Source organism: Flavobacterium daemonense, assembly GCF_007341385.1.
Classification (GTDB): domain Bacteria; phylum Bacteroidota; class Bacteroidia; order Flavobacteriales; family Flavobacteriaceae; genus Flavobacterium; species Flavobacterium daemonense.
Window position 1 is genome coordinate 437848 of record NZ_VJYD01000002.1, and the last position, 25175, is coordinate 463022.

Consider the following 25175-nt stretch of genomic DNA (forward strand, 5'->3'; position numbering starts at 1 on the left):
GAGCCTTCTAATGAGGAGGAAGGCTCAAAATAATAAATAGAATACTAATTGCTTTATTCACTATTGCCCCTTAGTGGATAAGACGGAAGTAAACAAAAGAATGATTATGAAAAAACCTACTATTCTAAAAACGTTGATTTTTGTTTTAGCTATGTTATTCCATTTTGCGTCCTACTCGCAAAATTTGGTAGCGTACAATTCAAAGTTTAATGCAAACTTGAATGAGAATTTATTCTTAAAAACAAATAATCTGCCTGGCGATCAATTTGGTCTATCGGCGAAAGGCGATAATGGTGCTGATAAACCAGCTGCTCCTATGGTGAATCCGGCAATCAAATATGCTAAATCACCCTATTTAGGAACCGTTTCAATCTGTCCGAATGACGGTAAAGAGCTTCCGAAATTATTTCTTTGCGGAAGTAATGAAACAAGACTTATTCAAACAGGACTAGTAAATCCTCAATTAATTGTTTGGGAAAAATTTAATGTAGGAGGTTCTTGTTTAAATGTTTCTAATACAAATTGTGCCAATGAAACTGCGGCGGCTTCTTGCTGGACATCAGTGGGAACTGCGGTTGATTATTTGGCTGCTAGTGCAGGTCAGTACAGAGTTAGAATTATAGATAATGCCGGAACACCTTATACATTTTATTTTAATGTGTACCAAAACACATTAGATCCTGGTGCTATTGCAAAAAACGATATTATTAAATATGGAACTACTTGTACTATTAACGGTAAAATCACAGTTAATGGTTTTGGAAGCGGTTATGAGTATGGTATAACTCCAACTTCTGCTCCGCCATTATCTTGGCAGACTAGCAACGTTTTTGATGTTACTTCTGCAGGAAACTATAATATATTTATAAGATTGGCTGGTGTTTCTGGTTCTTGTGATTTTAAGGTTCCGAACATTGTTATTAATCAAACAACATTTGTAGTTGATAGTCAGGTTACTTCTGCAAAATGTAGTGGTGATCTTGGAAGCATTAGAGTATTTGCTAATGATGTTAACTTGCAATATGTTTATTCAATAACCGGTCCTAGTCCTAGTACTACTACCATAACTACTCCTGTTACAAAAATTCCAGAGTACACATTTACTGGATTGGCGGCGGGAAAATATACGGTTGTAACTTCTATTGACGGTACTTGTGCTGTCGACAAAAAGATAGATCTTACAATTGACGCAACTCCGGCTGTATTAAAAAACACATCAACATTAACAACAAGCTTAACTCCATGTGTGACGGGTGAAATTACAGGATCTGTTACAGGTGGAAAAGCACCATATAGATATTATGTTAATATCGACAACACAGGATTTGTGAATGTTGCGAATGTTACCAATATCATTACAGTTGCAAAAGCTGGATCTTACGTAATTCGTGTTGAAGACGGTAACGGATGTACAGCTGATAAAACTATTGATATTGGTGCCGTAGATAAACCAGTTTACAAAATTGATAAAATAGATGGTACTTGTACAGGCGCATCAGGAAAAATAACGGTAAATGTTACTGCTCCAAATGGTTTTACAGACATTCAATACAGTATTGACAATGGTTCAACTTTTAAAAACAGCAATGTTTTTCCAAATCTTGTTTCAGGTATTTACTATGTTGTGGTGCAATACCGAAAAACAGGTGTAAGTGGTGCAAGTAATGCTTATTGTGTCGATCCAGCAATCATGACGACTGTTGGTGCAGCTACTCCTTTGACAGCATCTGCTGGTATTGCAGCATTATCTGGTTGTGGTCCAGTAGGAAAGGAAGAACAAGGTTTGGCGCGTATCGTGAATCCACAAGGGGGAGTACCTCCGTACCAATATAGTTTTATGGGGTCACCTTGGAGCAGTTCTAACGAAATGTATATTTATCCAGGAGGACCTTACACTTTTAGTATAAAGGATGCTGTAGGTTGTACGTATGATATGACCGGTATTAAACTGGATGATAAACCAGCGCCTCCTACTATTAAGGTTTTGGATCCCGTATTTAATTGTGATGGCTCAGCAACGACTACCGTTCAAGTTAATGGTGGAGTTCCAGATTCGAAGTTCAGCTATAAATATTACATGGATGGATTTCTAAACAACAATACACCATCTAATGTATTTTTAAATGTTAGTGAAGGACCACATACTGTAACGGTAGAATATACTGTATTAAACGTTTCAACATATAGTAACTTGTTGATCGAAAGTTTTGGTAGTGGTGGAACAACAACTACACCTGGAATTGCGAGTACCTATTGTTTTAATGACCAAAGGGTAAACCCTCCTTATACTTGTAATGCAACAGTAAAACGTTCTATTGAAGATAACCAATACTCGGTGGCAAGTTTCTTTTGGAGAGGAGATGATTACAGTGGTAATACATACGTTGGAAATGGTGCATGGTTTCACTTTAAAGATCATACCACGAATCCAAATAATTTAAATGGAGTAGGAGATGCAAACGGAAGATTATTACATGTAAACATTGGAAAAGCAGCTGGTGATTACGGAGTTTTATACAGTATGCCAATTGTCGATGTAATTCCGAATCAACCCGTTTTGATTGATTTATATGTGGGTAATTTACTAAAAAAAGGAAAAGATGGAGCGTCTCCAGATTTGATTATTGAATTAGTGGATCCAGCGGGTAATGTCGTGGCCACAGATAAAACCGGAATAATTGCTGGAGACAAAGATGGTCCTGATAGAAACAAATGGTTGCAAAAGACATTGTCATTAAATCCTGGCAACAATACTAACTTGACGTTTAAGATTCGCTCAGGAAGTATTGAATATAATGGAAATGACTTAGTAATGGACGATATCTGGGTACGACAAATACCAAGAGCTTGTGGTACCGTACAAGATTTCAATATTAATGTTGATGGTTCAAAAGCTTTCTCTGCTGATATTACTGGAGTAAAAAATCTTCTTTGTAAAGGAGATACAAATGGCCAACTTACGATATCGGCTCAAAATTTTGATAAAACTAAAGGATTTCAATATTCAATAGATGGAGCGACCTGGAAAACTTATGTACCAGTTCCTGCATCAACTAGCGGTAGTGTTACAATTACAGGTTTAGTAGAGAAAAATTACCAAATAAGAGTACGCTACGAAAATCTAGCCTCAAGTTGTACTTTGCCTTTCTCTCAAGATATTACTGCTCCAACCGCTTTGCAAGTTTCTGCGAATGTTACGCAACTTGCTACATGTCTTTTAGGCGGAACAATTACTGCTCAGGCAACATTTGGAACTGCTCCATATGAGTACCAATTAAAAAAATCAGATGGTACACTTGTAGTTGATTATACTGTACCAACCGGAGGAGTATTTAGCAACATTGCGCCAGGGAATTATATTGTTTATGCTCGTGATAAGAATCGATGTCCAGGAAATGTTTCGGCCAATGTGACTATTCTTAATCCAGTAAAACCTACAGCAACTTTCGTAACTACTCCTACCTGCTTCAATTCTGGTACAGGACAAGATATTACAGTACAAGTTAGCGGTGGAGTAGCGCCATATACCTATAATGTGAAATTTAATTCAGGTTCAAAAAGTGCTGAGAGCGCTCCTTTTGACGGACCTAATTTTACCTATCATGCTGCACAATCTGGTTCATATACTTTTGATATTACAGATAAGAATGGTTGTACCTTAATAGCTCCAATTTCTCAAACAATAGTTGATGAATTGGTAACAAGTTCAACTGTTACCTCACCAATAGATTGTGATCCTGCACCAAACGATAGAGCTGTTATTACAGGAACAATAGGAGGTGGTACTGCACCATATACTGTAACAATTACATCTGGAGCAACTACTGGCGCATTAACACAGCCAGCTAGTAATGGAAACACTTTTACTTATTCTATTTTAACACCAGGTTATTATAAATTTCAAATCAAAGATGCTAAAGGCTGTTTAACAACAAGCGATGCAACTATTGACGCACTTACAGCGATTACTTTGGGATCTCAAAACACAGATCCAAAATGTAATGGCGATTCTACAGGAACAATATTATTGCAACCAGGCGGAGGTACAGGAGCATTTGAGTACAGTAAAGATGGAACGAACTATGTTACCAACCCACTTTTTACAGGATTTGCAGCAGGAAGCTATACTTTATATGTAAGAGACACTAATACTAAATGTGTTAAATCTATTGGAGTTACTTTAGGAAATCCAGCAGCGGTTACATCTTCAGCATCTTTCCCTGCAAATACCTCTTGTAGTTCTACTACATTAATTACGGTTACAGCAGGTGGCGGAACAGGTACGTTCCAATACAGTTTTAATGGAAGTACTACGTTTACAGGAACAAATACGTTGCCTGTAACGCTTACAACTGCTGCTCAGAACATCAAATATTCAGTGCAGGATGCTAATGGTTGTACACTTACAAAAACAATTACTGTTCCAGCATTCAATCCACCGACAGGAATTAAGTTTACAACTCCTGCAGCAATTACATGTACAAATACAACTACGAGCGTGACGGTAAGCCCGCTTGCGGGTGGAATTTCACCATTTACATATACTATTTTAGCTGGACCTGGAGCAGGAACTTCAAATTCAAATGGAATATTCTCAGGACTGGGTGCAGGAAACTATACTTTCGAGGTTAAGGATGCAAACGGCTGTGCGAAAAGTGGTTCAATTGTTATTGATCCAGCAGCTACTATCTCGGCTACCAAAGGAAGTACAGATGTACAATGTTTTGGTTCAAGCGACGGTACAGCAACATTTACAGTAAGTGGTGTAAGTTCTACAGGTAATTTTACATATACTATTACACCTGCCGTAACTACGGATACCCAGACAGGAAATGTGGTTAAAGTTACAGGATTGGCTGCAGGCAGCTATACCTTTATAGCAAAAGACAAAACGACTGGTTGTTCTACAGCTAGCGTTGTAGCTACTATAAATGCAGCTACTGCTATCAACTTTACTGTTCAGGCTACAAAGATCAGCTGTAACAATAAAATTTCTACAATCAGTTTCCCAACTTTATCAGGAGGAAAACCGGGTTATACTTATGCATACGTAACTTCAGGGCCTACGGCTCCAGCGGCGGGTCTTTATACAGGAGCAACAACTGTTGATACAGCTGTATTAGGATTAACTATTGATGTTTATGTAAAAGACAGCAATGGATGTGTTGCCCCAAAGCAAACGATTACAATAGGACAAGAAACACCTCCACAAATTAATACACCGGCAAGCCAGTGTTATACTGGAACACCAATTTCTGTTACTATTACAGGTAACGTAGTTGGTACTCCAACTTACAGTATCGATAACAATACTTATGTAACTTCACCTACATTTAGTTTAGGGGCAGGTTCATATACATTATATATTAAAGACGGTTTTGGCTGTATCGCACAAACTCCTTATGTTGTTGCGCCTCAGTTGACTCTTTCTGCAGCGCCAGTACCAGATGTTACTTGTACGCCAAATACTAAAATCAACCTTACAGCTGGTGGTGGTAAACCGGGTTATACTTATGAGGTTTCAACAACTGGTGCCACTGGTACATTCAGTTCTATCCCAAGCAACACTTACGATGCGACAGCAGCGGGTACTTATACCTTTAGAGTAACTGACTCAGCTACTCCAAAATGTTCTGCTATTTCAAATGATGTTGTAGTAACAATAAAACCTACAACATTGACTTTAAGCACTTCAAAAACTGATGTAAAATGTTTTTCTGATGCTACAGGAACGATAAATATTACACCTACATCAGGAAAGGCACCATATACTTACAGTGTTAAAAAAGTTGCAACGACAGTTTCTACGACAGCGAGCACTACGGGGCTGACCGCAGGGACTTATGACATTACTGTTACAGACAATCTAGGATGTACAGGAACGGCGTCGGTTATTATTAGTGAACCTGCACAAGTAACTTCTTCTGCAAGCTTCCCACCGAATACTGCTTGTAGTCCTACTACATTAATTACGGTTACAGCAGGTGGTGGATCAGGAAGCTTTAAATACAGTTTCAACAACAACCCGACTTATACTGGCACAAACACATTGCCTGTAACCCTTACGTCTTCTGCTCAGACGATTACTTATTCTGTTCAGGATTCTAACGGATGTACGCTTACAAAAACAATTAGTGTTCCGGCATTTAATCCTCCAACTGGAGTGAAGTTTAATACTCCTGCGGCGATAACTTGTTTGAATACGACTACACAGGTGATAGTAAGTCCGCTTGCAGGTGGAATTTCACCGTTTACTTATACTATTTTGGCGGGACCTGGCGCGGGGACTTCAAATACTAACGGTACATTCTCAGGACTAGGTGCAGGAAACTATACTTTTGAGGTTAAAGATGCAAACGGCTGTTCAAAAAGCGGTTCAATTGTTATTGATGGTGCACCTAGCATTTCAGTATCAAGCCAAAAAACGGATGTAAAATGTGTTGGATCTTCAGATGGAACAGCAACATTTACAGTAACGGGAGCAAGTTCAACAGGTAATTTTACTTATACTTTAACCCCAGCTTCAGGTACAGCGACAAAAAATAATGATGTCGTTACGGTAACAGGATTAGCGGCGGGAGTGTATAAACTTGTGGTAAAAGATATTACAACAGGATGTACTTCTAATACCGCTTCGGTTACAGTTGGTGCGGCAACTGCAATTACAATTACTGCAGCTACAGCTTCAAATGTAAATTGTAATAATTCAATTTCAAATATCGTGGTTACTGCTAATGGCGGTGTACCAAATTATAAATATGCTTATGTTCTTTCAGGAACAGGAATGCCTGCAGCAGCAGCTTTTTCATCTTCAAATACAACTATTAATACAGGAGTAGGACAAGTTAACCGTTCTTGGGATGTGTATGTAATGGATCAAAATGATTGTACAGCTGGACCATTTCCATTAACAATTATAAGAGATGCTTCACCAACTTTGAAGTCTCCAGCTCCTGCAACATTCTGTTTTAAAGCACCTTCTACCACTGCAATAGATGTAAGCACGTTCTTTAATCCAGGTACAGGAACACATACGTATACCGTAAACGGATTGACTCTTACAACTACAACTTATAATATTACGGCAAGTAATACATATACTATTGTTGCAACAGATGCTAATGGTTGTAGTGCAACTGCAACGTATGTAGTTAAGCCAGAACTGGTAATTACAGCAACAAGAGTTAAAGATTTAGACTGTATCAGCAATGCTCAAATTTCTTTTGGAGCAGTTGGTGGAACAGGTACATATACAAAATACGAAGTACAATTTAATGGTGCTGGACCATGGTCTACAGTAACATCGCCATTTAGTACTGGAAATTCTGGAGATTACCAGTTTAGAGTAACTGATAATGCTGGTTGTATTGGAGTGTCGAACGTAATAACAATTACACCAAAAACAATTCCGTCGTTCACTCATAATGAGAAAAATCCAACATGCGTTGGAGGTACAAATGGATTAATTAATATTACTAATCCAACTGGTTTACCTCCATTCACTTATTCAATCAAAAAAGGAGCTGTTGTAGTTTCAAGTACAGCGTCGGCCGCAGGTTTAAGCGCTGGAGTTTACGATATTCTTTTAACAGATGCTAAAGGATGTATAGCCACTGGTCAAATTACACTGAGTGACCCAAATCCATTAAGTGCTACTGTAACTTCAACTCCAATAGCTTGTAACACTGATAATACAACAAAAAATGCAACTATTACAGTGACTTCTCCAACAGGGGGTTCTAATACAGGATATGAATATAGTTTTAATGGTGGAGCATTCTCTTCTACTAATACTTATAGCACAAGTGTTGCAGGTTTAGTGACGGTTGTAATGAGAGACAGCAACAATTGTACACAAACGTTAACATCACAAAATTTTATTGCATTAGATCCGCCAAAAATTACAGGATTTAATGGATCATTGATTACTTGTAAACCAGGAGAAGATAAAAGTAATGTTGATGTATTAACAAGTAATGGTGTTGCGCCGTTAACATATACTATTGTTTCAGGACCAACTAGTAATACTACGGGTGCTGCTGACGGAAAATTCACTGGATTAGCAGATGGTGTTTACGTATTTAAAGTAACTGACTTTAATGGTTGTTCAGCTATTTTATCTTATACTGTTAAACCACTTGTAAATATTACAGCTTCTTTATTATCTCAAACAAATGTAGCTTGTAATTCTGGGAACACAGGTTCTGCGGCAGTTACTGTTTCTGCATATGCAGGAACTTATACAGCGACATTAACAGCTGGATCAGGAACTGTTGCAAAATCAGGAAGCACAGTTGACATTACTGGATTAGTTCAGGGAGCTTATACATTAAGAGTTAAAGATGATCTTACAGATTGTTTCAAAGATGTAAGTTTTACAATTACTGAACCAGCAGCTGTAACTTTAACGCTTGCTTCAAATAAAAATGCTAATTGTGGTCAGCCAAACTCAAAAGTTACTGTAACTGGTGGTGGTGGAAAAGCGCCTTATAGCTACGTTTTTAGAAGTACTACAGGAAACCCTGCATCGACGGATTATGTTTTAAATGCAAATAGCGCTGATTTAGATCCAACGATTACTACATGGTATGCGTGGGTAAAAGATGCTAATGGTTGTGAAAAATCGTTGCCAATTACGATTGCTAAAGATCCTGATGCAGTGATAAATCTTCCTGCACAGCAATGTTTTACTTCACCATTTACGATAACACTATCAGGATCTGGAAAAGGAACATTAAAGTACACTGTTAATGGTTCTACATTGCCTGGAAATACATATACAGTTATAGCTCCTGGAACATATAAAGTAGGAGTTATCGATGCTAATGGTTGTCCTGATGTTAAGGATTATGTTGTTGATAAACAAATTTTTGCAACAGCAACTTCAAATAAAGACATCACTTGTTCTGCACCTGCTGCAGCTTCAATCACAGTGGATATTACTAACGGAACAGCACCTTTTAGCTATCAAATTTATAATGGAGCAGTAGCAGTGGGAGCTCCGGTGACAGGTATTGCTACACCTAGTTTCACGGAAACATTTACTGTACAAGGAAATTATAGTTTTGAAGTTACAGACAGCAAAGGTTGTCCTGTAAGAACAAATACAATAGCTGTTACACCAACAGGTACTGTTGCTGCCAATCCAGTTGTAACAGATACAAATTGTAATGGAAGCAGTGATGGTTCGGTTACATTTAATGGTTCAGGAGGTAAAGCGCCTTATAAATATAGCTTAAATGGAAGTCCATTAGATTTTGGAAATACATTTGGAGGATTAGCAGCTGGTACATATAATTATATTGTTGAAGACGCGAGAGGATGTAGAGACGCTTTAACTGTTACAATTGGTGAGCCTCTAGCTATAACGGCGGTAATTAAAACTAATGATATAAAATGTAATAGCAATAAGCCGGGAAGTATAGAAGTAAGTTCTTTAACAAATGGTGTAGGACCTTTTATTTACACTTTATATGATAAGGCGCATTCACCAATTCACACAAGTTCATCGACATTTTCAAGAACTTATACGTTTCCAAATAATCTGACATTCGGGATTTACTATGTATCAGTTGTTGATACAAATGGCTGTGAATATTTAAGCGATAAACAAACTATTTACACAGTTCCATATCTTCAATTTTTACCTGTAGATATTAGTGGTACTTGTACTGCTGGAGCTACAGTTAATCTGAAGTTGGATCCTACCTTTCCAAGTGCGCCAGATTATAAATATTCAATAGTAGGAGATCCAACTTCAGTTTCTGCTCCTACTACAAACGATTTTTATAAATTTGACAATTTAAACTTCGGTCAAACTTATTTTTTCCAGGTTGAAGATAATAATGGATGTGTATCTGTTATTGAGGTGAAAATACCGAAATTATCATTAATAGAATTTGACAATGTTATAACAAACAATGTTTCTTGTAATACTTCACCAGCTACTCCAAATGGCGCCATAAGCTTTAAGGTATCTGGATATGATCCTTCTGTAACAAAAATACGTTTTGAGGTAGTAGATCAACTATCAAATGTATCAGTTGCACCACCTTTAGACGTTGCTTTGCCTGCCCCAATGCAGGGTAGTTTTACTAATTTGCCAGCAGGTTTATATACTTTAGTGGCGAAGGAAATTGATGGTACAGAATGTTCGAATTCTATGGAATTTGAAATTACACAACCATTACAATCGGTAACACCAAGTATTGTTAGTCAGGTAAATGATAATTGTAACAAATTTGCTCAAGTTTTCCTAAAAACTGTTGGAGGTACCGGTCCTTACGAATATACTTTCGTGGCCGATGGAGCGATTGAACCAACAAGCGGTTACCTTCCTAACAATCCAGTACTTATTGATTATGAGACTGGAACAGATTGGGATATTTGGGTAAAAGATAAAAATGGCTGTACTGCCAAAGTTGATGTTACAATTGGAAAAGATTTGCCTCCGAGTGCAATTGCCGGTCCTGCAGTTCCATGTTTTACAGGAGCTTCATTTACAGTAGATTTAAGCAAATACTTTACTTCAACTGTTGGTACGCCAGTTTATACACTAGACGGAGTAGATTTAGCTGATGAATTCGCTACTATTACAGCGGCTAAAACATATACAATTGGTATAAGAGATGGAAATGCATGTACAGCAACAGCTCCATATATTGTTAGAGATATATTAACACTTGGTGTAATTGCCAAAAAAGAACTTGACTGTAATTCACCTGCACCAAATGCATCTGTAACAGTTAAAGCTGAAGGCGGAATTAACACAAGTTATACGTATACAATTATTGCAGGAACCACTCCAAATACAACTGGTGCAACAACTGGTATTTTTACAGATTTAGATGCTGGAAATTACACTTTCCAAGTAAATGATGGATCTTGTACGGCAACAGTTGATGTTAAAATTGATGCATTGATCCCAATTACTCCTGTTAGTAGTGTTGGAACACCTTTATGTGTTGGCGATGCTGCCAATGTTACGATAACAGCAACTGGAGGAACTGGTATTTATACCTATGGAAAAGGAGCTGTTCCAGCATTAGCGACGCAAACAAATAATGTTTTCACACAAACAGCTGCTGAAGGTTTAGTTAAATATTATGTTAAGGACAGCAAAGGCTGTTACGTATCTATAGATGTTACTGTAGTTGATCCTACACCTGTAGTCATTACTAAAATTGATGCCACTCAGATGCTTTGTGGCGGAGGAAATAATCCTACTGATGCTACAATCACCGTTACAGCTAATGGTGGTGCAGGAAACTATGAATATAGTTTTGACAACGGAGGACATTTCTCTGGTAACAATGTACTTACAACAACAAATGCGAAAACATACCAAATAATTGTTAAAGACGGTAATGGTTGTTTGTCTGCTATGCAAACGCAAATCATTGATGCATTAGATCCACCAGTAATTTCTGGATTTACGCCTACTCAAATGACTTGTCCTTCATTAGTTAGTGATGTAAAAATAAATTACACACATGGAGTAGGTACGGTATCATTTAAAATGATATCTGGGCCAACAAGCAGTACGAGTGGAGATGTTTCTGGTATTTATACGGGATTAACTGCCGGTGATTATGTATTTAGAGTTACAGATAGTAATTTATGTACAGATGAAAAATCATTTACTGTTCCTAGTTTACCAGCATTACAAGTATTGGAAAAAGTAGTTGCAAATGTGAGCTGTAATGGCGGTGCAACTGGTAGCGCTACATTTACAGCAAGTGATTTTACTGCTTCTGGAGCATTTACTTATTCAGTTACAACAAGTCCAGCTGCTTTAACATATTCTGACACAAAAGCTGGGGATGTTGTTACTTTAACTAATCTAAAGAAAGGTACATATACTGTAACATTTAAAGACAATACAACTCAATGTGAGATTACCAAATCAGTATCAATTACAGAGCCTGCATTACTATCATTAACTGCAGTAGCTAGTAATGTAAATTGTAACGACCCTGTTTCTACACTTACAATGTCGCCTGTAGGTGGAACATTGAATTATACGTATTCTATAGTTGAAAATGGAAAACCAGCAGGTACATATTCAAATGTAACTACTATTGATACATCAACTTTAACAAATGGTGTGGCAGCTGGATTAGGAATGACATGGTTGGTTGATGTGTACATTAACGACGGTAATGGTTGTCCTGCTGTGACTACTGTTACGATTACTAAAGATGATACGCCAACAGTTTCAACACCTGCATTGGCTAATAATCAATGTACAGCTAATGGAAATTATACATTTACTGCGACGGGAACTGGTGTTCAACCATTAAGTTTCAGTATCAATGGAACAGATTATTTTACAAGTTCAGGATTGACTTATACATTCACGGTACCAGCTCCAACAACAGCGTCGGATGCTTATACAGTGTACGTAAAAGATAAAAACGGCTGTATTGCCACAAGTACAACTCAAACAACAGTATTTACACCTTTAACGCTAAGTGTTGTTCAAGATAAAGAGATCACTTGCGTGGCTTTACCTATAACGGCAGCTCAATTTACTTTAACAGCAAGTGGAGGTAAACCGGGTTATACTTTTGAAGTAAATGTTAACAATACTGGATTCACAACAATATCAACTTTACCATATACAACAAGTGTTGTGGGATCTTACGTTTTCCGTGTTACGGATAGTAATTCTTGTCCTGTGACAAGTGAGGTAATTGATGTAAAAGCGCCTGTTAATCCAACTTTCACAACATCTAAATTAGATGTTAAATGTAGTGGAGATTTCACAGGAACTATTACAGTTGTACCAGCAAATGGTGTTGGACCATACACATTTGCTTTAAGCGGAGCAGGAGCAAATAATAGTGGAGATACTTCTGGAAATTATACTGGATTACCAGCGGGTTCATACACAGTGGTGGTTACAGATGCATACGGTTGTATTTCAGCAGCGGTTCCTGCAATTGTTATTACTGAACCAGTTGCATTAAAATCATCGGCGGCACTTTCAGTTAATACTACTTGTAATCCAACTACGATTGTTACAGTGACAGGTACAGATGGTACACCTGGTACGTCAGGTTATACATATAGTTTTGATAATGGAGTAACTTATGATACTAGTAATACATTGTCGGTTGATAATAATGGAAGTATTCAAACGATTTGGTATTCTGTAAAAGATGCTAATGGATGTAAAACGCCACCAAAATCAATTGATGTTAATCCATTGAATAAACCAACAGATTTAGACTTTACAGCAACAGCAATTACTTGTAAACCAGGTGAGGATGTGAGCACAGTTTCTGTAAAAGCAACTAATGGAGTTGGAGCATTGATTTTCAAAGTTATTTCAACAAATACAGCAACACCGGTTGCGAATTTAGGGCCAATCAATACAGCTGATTCTTCAGTTGCGGCGAGCTTCCCAGGATTGCTTCCAGGAGATTATACTTTCGAGGTAAAAGACAACAACGGATGTACTTATCAAGAATTTGTAAATATTCCGAATGTTGTAAATATTGACATTCATGGTGAGCTGGTAAGCGATATTTCATGTAACCCAGCTAATGGTATAACAGACAACGGAGTTGCAAAATTCACTGTTTCAGCTTTCAGTGCAACAGGAAATTACTCAGTTAATGTTTCACCATCAGTAGCTCCTGCTAATATCAGTCAGACAGGTGACGTAATCACGTTGTCTAACCTTCCAGCAGGAACGTATACGGTTACAGTTGTAGATGCAACAACAGGATGTACGAAAGACGATAGTGTAACGTTCACTACTCCAGCAGCTATTACATTCAATACAGCAGCTACTAAGGTTTTCTGTTCAAGAGATGAGTCAGAGATCACAGTAAGCGGTGAAGCTGGAGGTACAGGAACATATACGTATGCAGTTATAAAATCTGGAACAGGAACTCCTGCGGCAGGTTCTTATGTAGATAATGCAATACTTAAAGTTGACACTAACCTAACAGACTTATCGTGGGATGTTTATGTAAAAGATTCAAAAGGATGTATTGCGTCTAAAACGGTGTTAGTAACTTATAATGCTGCACCTTCTATAACACCAGCAGCACCTCAGTGTTACACAGGTTCTAAACTTACAGTTGATTTGAGCACATTGACATCAACTTATAATGGAACAAAAACATATACATTAAACGGTTCGGTATTGACTTCTGCAACAGCTGAATTCACTGCACCTGGTACTTATACATTAGGTGTTACAGATGACAACGGTTGTGAGGCTACAATTCCGTATAAAATTGAAGAGCAGTTATTAGCTCAAGCACTTGTTTCAAAAGATCTTTATTGTGCACCTTCAGCTGCTGTAAACGCTACGATTGATGTAACGATTACAAATGGAATTGCACCATTTACTTATGAAATGTATTTAGGAGCAACTTTGGTTGCAGGTCCAAAAACATCTGCTACACGTACCTTTACAGAGTCTGTGGCTAGTGCAGGAGACTATACTTTTGTAATTAAAGACAGCAATGCCGCAACTTGTACAGTTACAACGGAAAAAGTTACAGTTAATACACCGCTTCCGGCTGTTATTACTGCAACTCCAGTAGTGTCTCCAATTTTGTGCGCTGGAGGAACAGCTTCTATGCAGATCAATATTGACGGAACTACAGGTCTTCCACCTTATACTTATACAGTAACAAGAACATTGCCAAGTCCTTTGCTTCCAGTGGCTCAGCCTTCAAATAATGTGTTTACAGGATTAAAAGCTGGAACATACGACGTGACAGTTACTGATGCAAAAGGATGTATTTCTGTAGTAACAACAGTGGTTATCGGAGAGCCGGTTCAATTGACTGCTTCAGCAGATCCTCTTCCAAGAAACACTACATGTAGCACAACAACAGTAATTACTGTAGTAGGACATGATGGTACTCCTACCGGAATTGGAACAGGTTATTACTATAATTTCAATAACGAAGGTTATTCAGATTCTAATACGTATACTGTTGGTGACAATGGATCAGTTCAAACTATCAGTTATACAGTAAAAGATGCAAATGGATGTGAAACTGCGCCTCAAAACGTAACAGTTAACCCATTGAACAAGCCATCAGACTTAAACTTCACGCCAACAGCTATTACTTGTAAACCAGGTGAGAATGTTAGTACGGTTTCTGTAAAAGCGACTAATGGAGTTGGAGCATTGGAATTCAGTATTATTTCAACAAATACTGCAACACCGGTTGCGAATTTTGGACCTATCACTACAGCTGATTCTTCAGTTGCGGCGAGCTTCCCAGGATTGCTTCCAGGAGATTACACTTTCTTAGTAAAAGACTACAATGGATGTACTTATCAAGAATTTGTAAATATTCCGGATGTTGTAAATATTGCCGTAACTGGTGAATTTACAGGAGTTGCATGTAAAAATGATGCTAATGGTACTGTAACATTTAAAGTTTCAGGTTTCCAAACAGGATTTACTCATACAATTTCAGGGGTTTCTGGAGTTGGAACAGTTACTCAAGTTGGAACAGATACTTTTGAGTTGAAAAACTTAATTGCTGGTACTTATAAAATTGATGTAAAAGATGCTACAACAGACTGTGTGGCTAGTTTATCGATTGTGGTTCCAGAACCTGTTGCATTAGGAGTTAGTTATGCGACTAACAAACATGCAAATTGTAATGCTGGTGCAGAAATAAAAGCAACTGCTTTTGATGGTTCTCCAGGATATATGTATGCATTTGTTAAAGCAGGTGATCCAAAAGTTTATGATGTGGTAGATACTGCAGTCTTAGACAAAGCATTTACATGGGTACTTTGGGCAAAAGATTCGCATGGTTGTGAAACTTCTACTCCAATAACAATTATTACAGATCCAATGCCGGTTATTGCTAGCGTAGTAGCTGATCAATGTCCAAGCGCAGCAAATACTTATAATATTACAGTTACAGCTTCTGGATTTACAACAGATTTACAGTATAGTTTAGATGGAAATACTTGGCAGTTAAACAATAATGTATTTACAGTTAAAACAACTGGTGATTATACTGTTTATGTTAAAGATGCTAATCAATGTAAAGTAACTAGTACTGTGAAGATCTTAGAGCCATTGCAAATGTCATTTGATCTTACTACAACTCCAACTTGTTTAACTGCAAATGGTGTTGTAACATTAACTGCTACTGGTGGAACAGGTAATTACCAATACAGTATTGACGGAACAACTTATGTTACAGGAGCTACGGCAAATGTATTTAGCAACTTAGCTCCTGGTAGCTATACATTCTATGTTCAAGACGGAAATTGTACTAAAGCTCTTCCAGTTGTTATTGATGCGCCAAATCAAGTTATTGATTTTACTTTAACTGCTAGTAAAGTACTTTGTTTTGGAGATAGTAATGGTACGATTACTGTAAACATGGCCGCTACAACAACTAGTGTGAACAATAATCCAGTTTATACATATTCAATTAATCCTTCTCCTGTCGGAATGGTTTTAGTTGGTAATGTATTCAAGAACCTTCCTACTGGAAGCTATACAGTTACTGTAACTTCTGGAAAAGGATGTCCAGTTAGTCAGACTATTAGTGTTGACACACCACAAGCAATTGTAGTGCCAACCCCAACTGTAGCTCCTTACGGTTGTGCAACTGGTAATAAAACAGATTATGCACAGGTTTCTGTAGCAATGCCTACAGGAGGTACAGGAGTATATAGTTATGAATTCTTCAGAGATGGAGTTTCTGTTCAAAGCGGATTAGATTCAGTTTATACAGAAAGTGACTTCTTAGGTGGAAAATATACAGTGAATGTATCAGACGAAAACGGATGTATGACTACATCTCTTGAAGCTACAGTTTTACCATACACTCGTATGTACAAGATCGATGTAGCAGTTACTCCAATTACTTGTGCTACTAATGAGGATATTGCAGTTACAGTTCAAGATGAAAATGGTGTTGCATTTACAATTCCATTAGAATATACACTTACAGGTGTTAACGGAACGGTATATAATCAAACGAACGCAAATGGTATCTTCAAGAATTTACCAATTGGATTCTATTCAATCACTGTAAAAAACCCTGCTACAGGATGTATAATTCAGTTAGATCACTTTGTTAATGATCCAAATACATTTACTTTGAATGCAGATAATGTTTCAAATGTTAAATGTTATGGTGCAGCTGATGGAAGTGTTGATTTAGTATTGGTAGATAATTTGCCGGTTCCAACAAATGACGCAGGTGTATATACATACGTAATAACAGATGCATTAGGAAACGTAGTTACTAACGGTACAAGCGATGCTTCAGGTAAAGCAACAATCAACGGATTAATTGCTGGTAACTATAAAGCGGTTGCAACATTGCCGAACCCAACATTCTGTCAAGTTGAAACAAACTTTACAATTCAGCAATCATTATCAGTATTGAAAATATCTGAAATTCATGATTTGATTTCTTGCAATCCTGGTAATGACGGAAGAATTATAATCTCAGGTGAAGGAGGATGGGCTGGTGCTTACAAATACGAATTAGTAGGAGTTAGCGCAGGATTTACAGATCAATTCGAGTTTGATAATTTAACAGCAGGAACTTACACATTAAACGTACAAGATGTTGGAGGATGTGTTGCTACAACAACGGTAACATTAAACAACCCAACACCAATAACTGCTACAGTAACAGCTACAGCAAATTCTATAGTATGTCATGGTGAGAATACAGGTGTAATCACAGTATCAACTCCAGTTGGTGGTCAAGGAAGTAATTATGCATATATTTTAAATATGTTATCAACTACTCCTGTTATTTCAACAACGCCGCAAGATTCTCCTGTATTTACAGGATTAGCAGCAGGAAGATATTCTGTTACTATTGTTGACGGATTAAATTGTTCAGGAACAACTGCTGAAGTAGTTATTGATGAGCCATCAGAAGTTATCCCAACGTTAGAATTAGCTACTGGTATAACTTGTAAAACTGATGCAACATTAAAATTAACTGCAGTTGGAGGAACAGGACCTTATGAATACAGTGCTGATAAGAACTTTACAACAGTTTTAGGTACTTTACCAGCAACATTTAGTGTAGGTATTGGAAATCACCAATATTTTGTGAGAGATTCAAAAGGTTGTGTGAGCACGATTTCTAACAATGTTACAATTGATGCATTAACACCATTAGATCTAAAATTAGATTTAAGTAACGCATTAGTTTATTGTAAAGGAAGCTCAACAGCAGCAATTGATGCAGAAGCGGTTGGAGGTTTATCAAACTATGTTTATTCATTATTTGATGGAAATGGAGTTTTGATACGTCCAGGTCAACCAACAGGTTACTTCGATTTACTTCCTCAAGGAGTTTACGTAGTACGTGTTGATAGTGGAGATTGCCAGTTTAATTCTAAAGCAATTACTATTAATGAGCCGAACGCGCCATTGTCTGTTATCCCAACAGTAACTGACGCTACTTGTTTTGCTGCAAATGATGGTAAAATATCAATCGCTGCAAGTGGAGGAACTGGAGTAATCAAATATGCGATTTCTCCGAACTTAGGAATGTTTGATGACAAATCTGTATTTGATCATTTAAGTGCTGGAAAATATCAAGTGTTAATTCAAGATGAAAACTCTTGTTTCCAACTTTTAGATTTAGAAGTTAAAGAACCTACTGTTTTGATAGCTAAAGTTGTAGGACCAATTATTGAAGAAGTTTGTGCAGGAGATAATGACGGATCATTTACAGTTGATATCACTGGTGGTACACCGCCTTACACAATTAGTTTAGATAACGAAAACGGAACGTATGCTCCGGTTGTTGGTACACAACATACTTTCAGTAATTTGAAAGGTGGTACACACAATGTATTTGTTAAAGATGCAAATTGTATCACTTTGCTGGAAGTAGATATGGCTAAGCCGGTTACTTTAAACCCAACAATTGATATCTCATACGAGTGTGTAAATAACGCACAAGCTAATAGAGTTACAGTTACGGTTGATCCTAGCAATACTAATTTGGCAGATATTGATTATCAACTTGATGGTTCAGGTACTTATTACACAAGCAACATCTTTACAAATCTTGCTCCTGGTAAACACTTTATCAATGCAAGACATACAAACGGATGTGTGGTTCCAACACCAAGTTTTGATATCAAAGCGATGCAGCCATTAGCTCTTGCTTTATCTGCTGGAAAACCTGAAATGAACGTAATTTCAGTTACAGGTTCAGGTGGAGCGCCAGCTTATGAGTATAGTTTCAACGGAGAACCGTTTACATCTTCTAACACATACAAAATCTACAAATCTGGTGATTACGTAGTAGTAGTAAGAGATCAAAACGGCTGTACGGCGACTATTACAGTGCCAGCGATTTATGTTGATGTTTGCTTAGACAATTACTTTACGCCTAACGGAGATGGTGTTTATGATACTTGGGGACCTGGTTGTACAAATATTTACAACAACCTTGAATTCTCAATCTTCGACAGATACGGTCGTGTAATTGCTAAATATCACTATGGTCAAAAATGGGACGGAAGATACAATGGAGAAGAATTGCCTTCTGGTGATTACTGGTATGTTCTTAAACTAAATGACGAGAAAGATGCAAGAGAGTTTGTTGGACATTTCACTTTATACAGATAACAAAATTATAGCCCCAATGATGTTATCTAAAAAAATTATTACAATGAAAAAGTTTATTTTATCCCTAGTGCTCATGGCTGTAACAACAAGTTACAGCCAAGAGTTAAACCTACCAGTGTTTACCCAGTATTTAGCTGATAACCCTTTTGTGCTTTCACCTGCTTACGCCGGTATTGGAGATAACCTTCGTATTAGAGCGAATGGTTTAACACAGTGGGTGGGAATTAAAGATGCGCCTGAAAATCAATCTTTATATGCCGATTTTAGAGTTTTGGATCGTTCCGGAGTTGGAATCTCGTTATATAATGATAGAAACGGTTATACAAGACAAACGGGAGCTAAAGTTTCGTTTGCGCACCACTTGATTTTAGATTATTATTCTAAACAATATTTGTCTTTTGGTCTTTCGTATAACTTCAACAGTTTCAGAATTGATATTGATGAGTTCAACAACACAATTGAACATCCAATTCTTGATCCTTCTGTAACAGACAATCGTTATACAGCAAATAACAACTTTGATATTAGTGCTTTATATCGTAATAAAAACTTCTATTTGAGTTTCAATGCCAACAACGTTTTAAAGAAAAATGTAGATAAATATCGTGGAGTAGAGCCAAACTTGCTTTCTAACTATCAGGTTTACACAGGATATGTTTTTACCGATGCAGAAAATAGACGTGTGGAATACGAACCATCGGTTTACTTTCAGTATTTTGCCAGTGATAAGCGTTCAACAACCGACTTTAACTTCAAATACAGACATTACAATCGTTACGAAGATTATTACTGGATTGGAGTTTCATATCGTTTCTTGAATGACCAGTTCCCAAAACCTTTATCGGTTGGACCAATGGCTGGTTTCATGAAATCACGCTTTTACTTTGGATATTCTTACCAAGTTATGTTCAACGATTTAGGAAATTACAACACAGGAACTCACGTAGTAACTATAGGTTTTGATTTCTTGCAGGCCATCAGTAACTGTCCTTGTACGCAGAGTCCGGTTCACGATTAAAAACAAAACCATTTCAAGGCAAATAAGCCAATATTATAAAGCGAGTCGCAACATTATGTGTTTTTACCGCAATAATTTGAAATAAACTGGCAATAACATTAAATTTGAATAGTATCAGTTTGCATCGTCAAAATGATAAATCAAATTTGATTTATGAAAGCAAAATTTTCACTTTATGCGAAACATATAGTTCTGTGCCTCGCTTTTCTTTTTTTGCCGTATGCCTTCACATCGACAAATACGATTTTTTCTTTGCCGCATTTGGCCACAAATCCGCATGATCGTATTTACTTTTTTATCTATTTTACACTTCTTTGTTTTTTCTACTTCAACTATTATTATTTAATTCCGAAGTTTTATTTCTCCGAAAAGAAGTTTTTATACTATTCGATCATAGTTATTTTTCTTTTGTTTTTTCTTTGGATATCAACGACTTTAGATCATCCTGCACGAAATTTTTTAGATTTTAGAAATCCGCCCGAGCATTTTGAACACAATCCCGGATTATTTCCTAAAGATTTTCCGCCACCTCCTTCATTGGTTAAAGAACAACCTTTTGATTTCGTCGGTGGTCCGCCAACACAATACGGGCATACCGCTTTGGTTTATTTAATAGGTGTTATTTCTAGTTTGCTTTTTGCCATTACAGGTAGATTGCAACTTGTTGAAAAAGAGAAAGTAAAATCGGAATTAGCTTTTTTGAAAGCACAAATAAATCCGCATTTCTTGTTCAATACTTTAAACAGCATTTATGCATTGGCGCTTAAAAAAGATGATAAAACCCCAGATGCCGTTGTCCAGCTTTCGGAATTGATGCGCTACATTATGACCAATTCAAATGATGAAGTAATTGAATTGTCCAAAGAAATAAACTACATCAATAATTTTATTTCACTCCAAAAAACGCGTTTAGGCGATACCGTAAATGTCGATTATAAAGTCTCAGGGAAAACTTTTGGAAAACAGATTACACCTCTAATTTTAATATCTTTTATCGAAAATGCTTTTAAATATGGTGTAAATCCAGATCAAACTTCTGAAATTTGTATTACTATTGATGTTAATGAAGAAGATCTGAAGTTATTCGTGTCTAATAAAAAGACATTTTCAGTTCAGTCAGAATCTGGAATCGGACTTCAAAATACAATTGAAAGATTAAAATTGGTTTACCCAAATAAACATCAGCTTAAAATTGAAGATACTTTGAAAGAATATGTAGTAAACCTTTCTATAAAATTAGGATGATCAAAGCAATTGCATTAGATGACGAGCCATTGGCATTAGAAATTCTTCAGAGTTTATGTGATTCAATTGATTACATAGAATTGGAGAAAGTCTTTACGAAATCTGATGAAGCGTTTAAATATCTAAAAAAGTATCCGGTCGATTTATTGTTTTTGGATATCAATATGCCATCGATTTCTGGTTTGGATTTTTATAAAAAACTGCCACATAAAACTATGGTCATTTTCACCACAGCGTATTCTGAATTTGCCGTCGAAGGTTTTACTTTAAGTGCTACAGATTATCTTTTAAAACCCATTTCGCTTTCCCGATTTCAGCAAGCAGCTGAAAAAGCTTTTTCGCAATGGAAACTGCAAAATCAAAATATCGAACAGCACTATCTTTTTATTCGTGCCGATTATAGTTTGATCAAAATCCTATTTTCAGATATTTTATATATCGAAGGTTTAGACGATTATTTGAAGATTCACATTCAGAATCAAAAAACGGTCGTCGCAAGAATGACCTTAAAAGCAATTCTTCAAAAGTTGCCGGAAAGCGAGTTTGTCCGTGTGCATCGCTCTTTTATTGTTCCGATTGCTAAAATTGAAAAAATCAGAAATAAAATAATAACGATCGATAAAGCCGAAATCCCAATTAGCGCCAGTTACGAAGAAGCTTTTTTTGCGCTTCTAAATCAAAAATAAAAACACCAATTGGAGACTAATTGAACTTTGGTGTAATTTTTTCAACACATAGAAACATAGTTGTGCTTTGTGATTAAAGGCGTTTCACTTGTTTTAATACACATAGCACTATGTGTTAAAATGTATTTTGTAATTTCAGACAACAGATTGTTTCCGACTTATTTTTACTACAAAAAACATTTTTTCTCTAGTTTACCGCATAAATTTTAGGGTTTACCTCAAACATTTTCCAACGCTTTAATTTCGAATAATTTTACTCGAAAATAACTGTTAATCATTCCATTGGTCTAACATTTAAATCAAAAAGCAATGAAAAGAAAAGAGTTTTTAAGAGGTTTGGGTTTAATGGGGATTTCGTCTTTGGCAATTCCAATTATCAACTCATGCAGTAAAGATGATGTTTCTGACATAGCATCAGATTCAAGTTCTTCTTCTGGTTCAGGATCGTCTTCGGGCGATTGCTCCGTATCTCCGTCAGAAACTGCCGGACCTTTCCCAACAATTACGCCTTCATCTTTAGTAAAATCAAACATTGTAATGGATAGAACCGGCGTTGGTTTTACCATTAAAATCACGATTAAAAATACCAAGGCAAGTTGTGCAGCTCTAAAAGGCGCCATAGTTGATATTTGGTATTGCGACAAAGACGGTTATTATTCGGAATACGGCGGAACTTCAATGCAGTCTGTAAATTATACTTCGGTTCATTTTTTAAGAGGAAGACAAACAACAGACGACAACGGATTAGTGACTTTTACTTCTATTTTCCCAAGTTGGTACTCGGGCAGAGCGACGCATATTCATGTGCATGTTTACAACGCAAGCGGAACTTCTTTATTAGTAACTCAAATTGCTTTTCCCGAAGGTGCAAACAGTGCGGTTGCGCTAGTAAATGCTTCAACGGCTAACGGATATACAAAAGGTTTAAACGGTTATACGTATAATGCATCCGATAATGTTTTTTCAGATTCAGTTGCAAATGAAATGTCAACCGTGACAGGAAGTGTGGCTGATGGTTTTGTTTTAACTCATACAGTTAATGTGGCAAGCTAGATTTAAAAATAGGTAATAATGATAGTTCAAATTCCAGCTCAAATATATAAGTCAGATGCAAGAGGCATGTTTAATTCTGCAAAGCACAACCGTTTTGCGACTTTTAATTTTGAGGATTACCAAGATATATCCAGAAAAGGCTTTGGATCCCTGAAAATTTTAAACGAGGTAATACTTGCTCCACAACAACGTATAACCCGATTAATAAGTTCAAATTCAAACGTGATCATTTTGCCTTTGTTTGGCGGTATTGAGTACAAGGATAATTTTGGTAATGCGGAGTTTTTGCGCGTTGATCAAATTCGGGTAATTGCGGCAGATGATGATTTGGAAATTGAAATATTTAACCCATATGATGGCGAAAACGTAAGTTATCTGGAAATCGATTTTGAAATGGGTCCACAGTATTTCAAAAATTACTTTCAGCAGTATAAGTTTGAAATTGCCAAACACAATAAGCTGAATGCTTTATTTGAGATTGAAAAGGGACTTGGTTTCATCGGAATTTATGATGGAAGAAAAGAAGGTTTTTATACTTTGAAAAATGCAGATAATGGCGTTTTTACATTTGTCATCAATGGCGTTTTTGAAATTGAAAACCGACTTTTGGAAGCCAAAGATGGTTTAGGAATAAAAAAAATTTCAACCATCGAATGGGAAGCTTTGTCTGAAAACGCCATTTTGTTGGTAATTGAAGTGCCGTTGAAGTTTTAAAATTTAGGAATGGAAATCAGAAAAATAAAATTGGCATACCGAATTGTAATCGACAGTTCTTCGACTTTTTTGTGGGACAAATATGTTTTTGAAGATACTTTCAAAGAATATCAAATGCAGAGCCAGCAATTTAATTCGGAAACAAATCCAAAAAACACCTTTCGCGAATTATTGGCCGAAAATGAAAAAGCAGAAAAATTGCATTTTCTCACCGGAATCGCGGCGAGCGGCTACGTCGATCAATTAAAAGGAAATTTTCATCGCGTGACAGATGTTCTCGGAAACAACTATTTTCCATTTATCAATTATCAGTTGGATATTATCAATACGGATATTACGGATTTATCAAAACATAAAATCGGAATCACCTTTTATTCGCCTTTGCTAACATATTTTGGAATTGTGGAAGGAAATTATCTGGTTTCAAAAAATACGGAAGAAACTAATGAATTTGAAACCATCATGTTTCCTGTTCAAAAGAATTTGTCAATCTGTTTTCTCCAAAAATAAATAGTAAGCATATCACTGAGTGTAATTATTTTAACACATAGAAACATAGATTTTTTAAACTTTTTAAAGGCGCTTCACTTGCATTAAAAAACATAGGCTATGTGTTAGAAACTAGTTTCTTTTTGTATTCTTTTTTGTACACATTCAAAATCTATGTTTCTATGTGTTGAATTTTTTTCAAATTAATGCCACAATACAATTAAGTAAAAAACAGAAATTTTTTGTTTCATTTTTTGCCTTTTCTGCTAGTCTCTAAGCAGGAATGGCTTTTTTTTGATTAAAGTTGATGGGAATTTGCATTTAAAATTGTGTTTAATATTTAATAAACCAA

The 25175-nt window shown here is 36.5% G+C and carries 7 protein-coding genes; all 7 read left to right on the forward strand.

What is annotated here, in order from left to right:
• Positions 1–106: 106 nt before the first annotated feature.
• The 7 genes from FND99_RS04245 to FND99_RS04275 all read left to right on the forward strand — a co-directional run bounded on the left by FND99_RS04245 (position 107) and on the right by FND99_RS04275 (position 24844).
• The gene (locus FND99_RS04245; RefSeq protein ID WP_162615532.1) at positions 107–19618 is read left to right on the forward strand and encodes a T9SS type B sorting domain-containing protein; all 19512 of its coding nucleotides are present in this window, start codon (positions 107–109) and stop codon (positions 19616–19618) included.
• A gap of 43 nt (positions 19619–19661) precedes the next feature.
• The gene (locus FND99_RS04250; RefSeq protein ID WP_246074167.1) at positions 19662–20636 is read left to right on the forward strand and encodes a PorP/SprF family type IX secretion system membrane protein; all 975 of its coding nucleotides are present in this window, start codon (positions 19662–19664) and stop codon (positions 20634–20636) included.
• A 153-nt stretch (positions 20637–20789) separates the two neighbouring features.
• Positions 20790–21881 (forward strand): sensor histidine kinase, encoded by a 1092-nt coding sequence (locus tag FND99_RS04255; protein ID WP_144336736.1) that lies wholly within the window; start codon positions 20790–20792, stop codon positions 21879–21881.
• Positions 21878–22567, forward strand: coding sequence for a LytR/AlgR family response regulator transcription factor (locus FND99_RS04260; RefSeq protein WP_144336737.1), 690 nt, complete (start codon positions 21878–21880; stop codon positions 22565–22567). The genes FND99_RS04255 and FND99_RS04260 overlap by 4 nt, the downstream gene beginning before the upstream one ends.
• Before the next feature lie 309 nt (positions 22568–22876).
• Complete coding sequence (locus FND99_RS04265; protein ID WP_144336738.1) at positions 22877–23620, forward strand: dioxygenase family protein; 744 nt, start codon at positions 22877–22879, stop codon at positions 23618–23620.
• Between the two features lie 18 nt (positions 23621–23638).
• Positions 23639–24334, forward strand: a complete 696-nt coding sequence (locus tag FND99_RS04270) for a pirin family protein (protein ID WP_144336739.1) — start codon at positions 23639–23641, stop codon at positions 24332–24334.
• A 9-nt stretch (positions 24335–24343) separates the two neighbouring features.
• On the forward strand, positions 24344–24844 hold the full coding sequence (locus FND99_RS04275) for a hypothetical protein (RefSeq protein WP_144336740.1): 501 nt from the start codon (positions 24344–24346) through the stop codon (positions 24842–24844).
• Positions 24845–25175: the final 331 nt, after the last annotated feature.

Excerpts from the sequence above, each read along its gene's own strand:
- FND99_RS04245 (WP_162615532.1), top strand. The coding sequence starts at position 107 with ATGAAAAAACCTACTATTCTAAAAACGTTGATTTTTGTTTTAGCTATG.
- FND99_RS04250 (WP_246074167.1), top strand. The coding sequence starts at position 19,662 with ATGAAAAAGTTTATTTTATCCCTAGTGCTCATGGCTGTAACAACAAGT.
- FND99_RS04255 (WP_144336736.1), top strand. The coding sequence starts at position 20,790 with ATGAAAGCAAAATTTTCACTTTATGCGAAACATATAGTTCTGTGCCTC.
- FND99_RS04260 (WP_144336737.1), top strand. The coding sequence starts at position 21,878 with ATGATCAAAGCAATTGCATTAGATGACGAGCCATTGGCATTAGAAATT.
- FND99_RS04265 (WP_144336738.1), top strand. The coding sequence starts at position 22,877 with ATGAAAAGAAAAGAGTTTTTAAGAGGTTTGGGTTTAATGGGGATTTCG.
- FND99_RS04270 (WP_144336739.1), top strand. The coding sequence starts at position 23,639 with ATGATAGTTCAAATTCCAGCTCAAATATATAAGTCAGATGCAAGAGGC.
- FND99_RS04275 (WP_144336740.1), top strand. The coding sequence starts at position 24,344 with ATGGAAATCAGAAAAATAAAATTGGCATACCGAATTGTAATCGACAGT.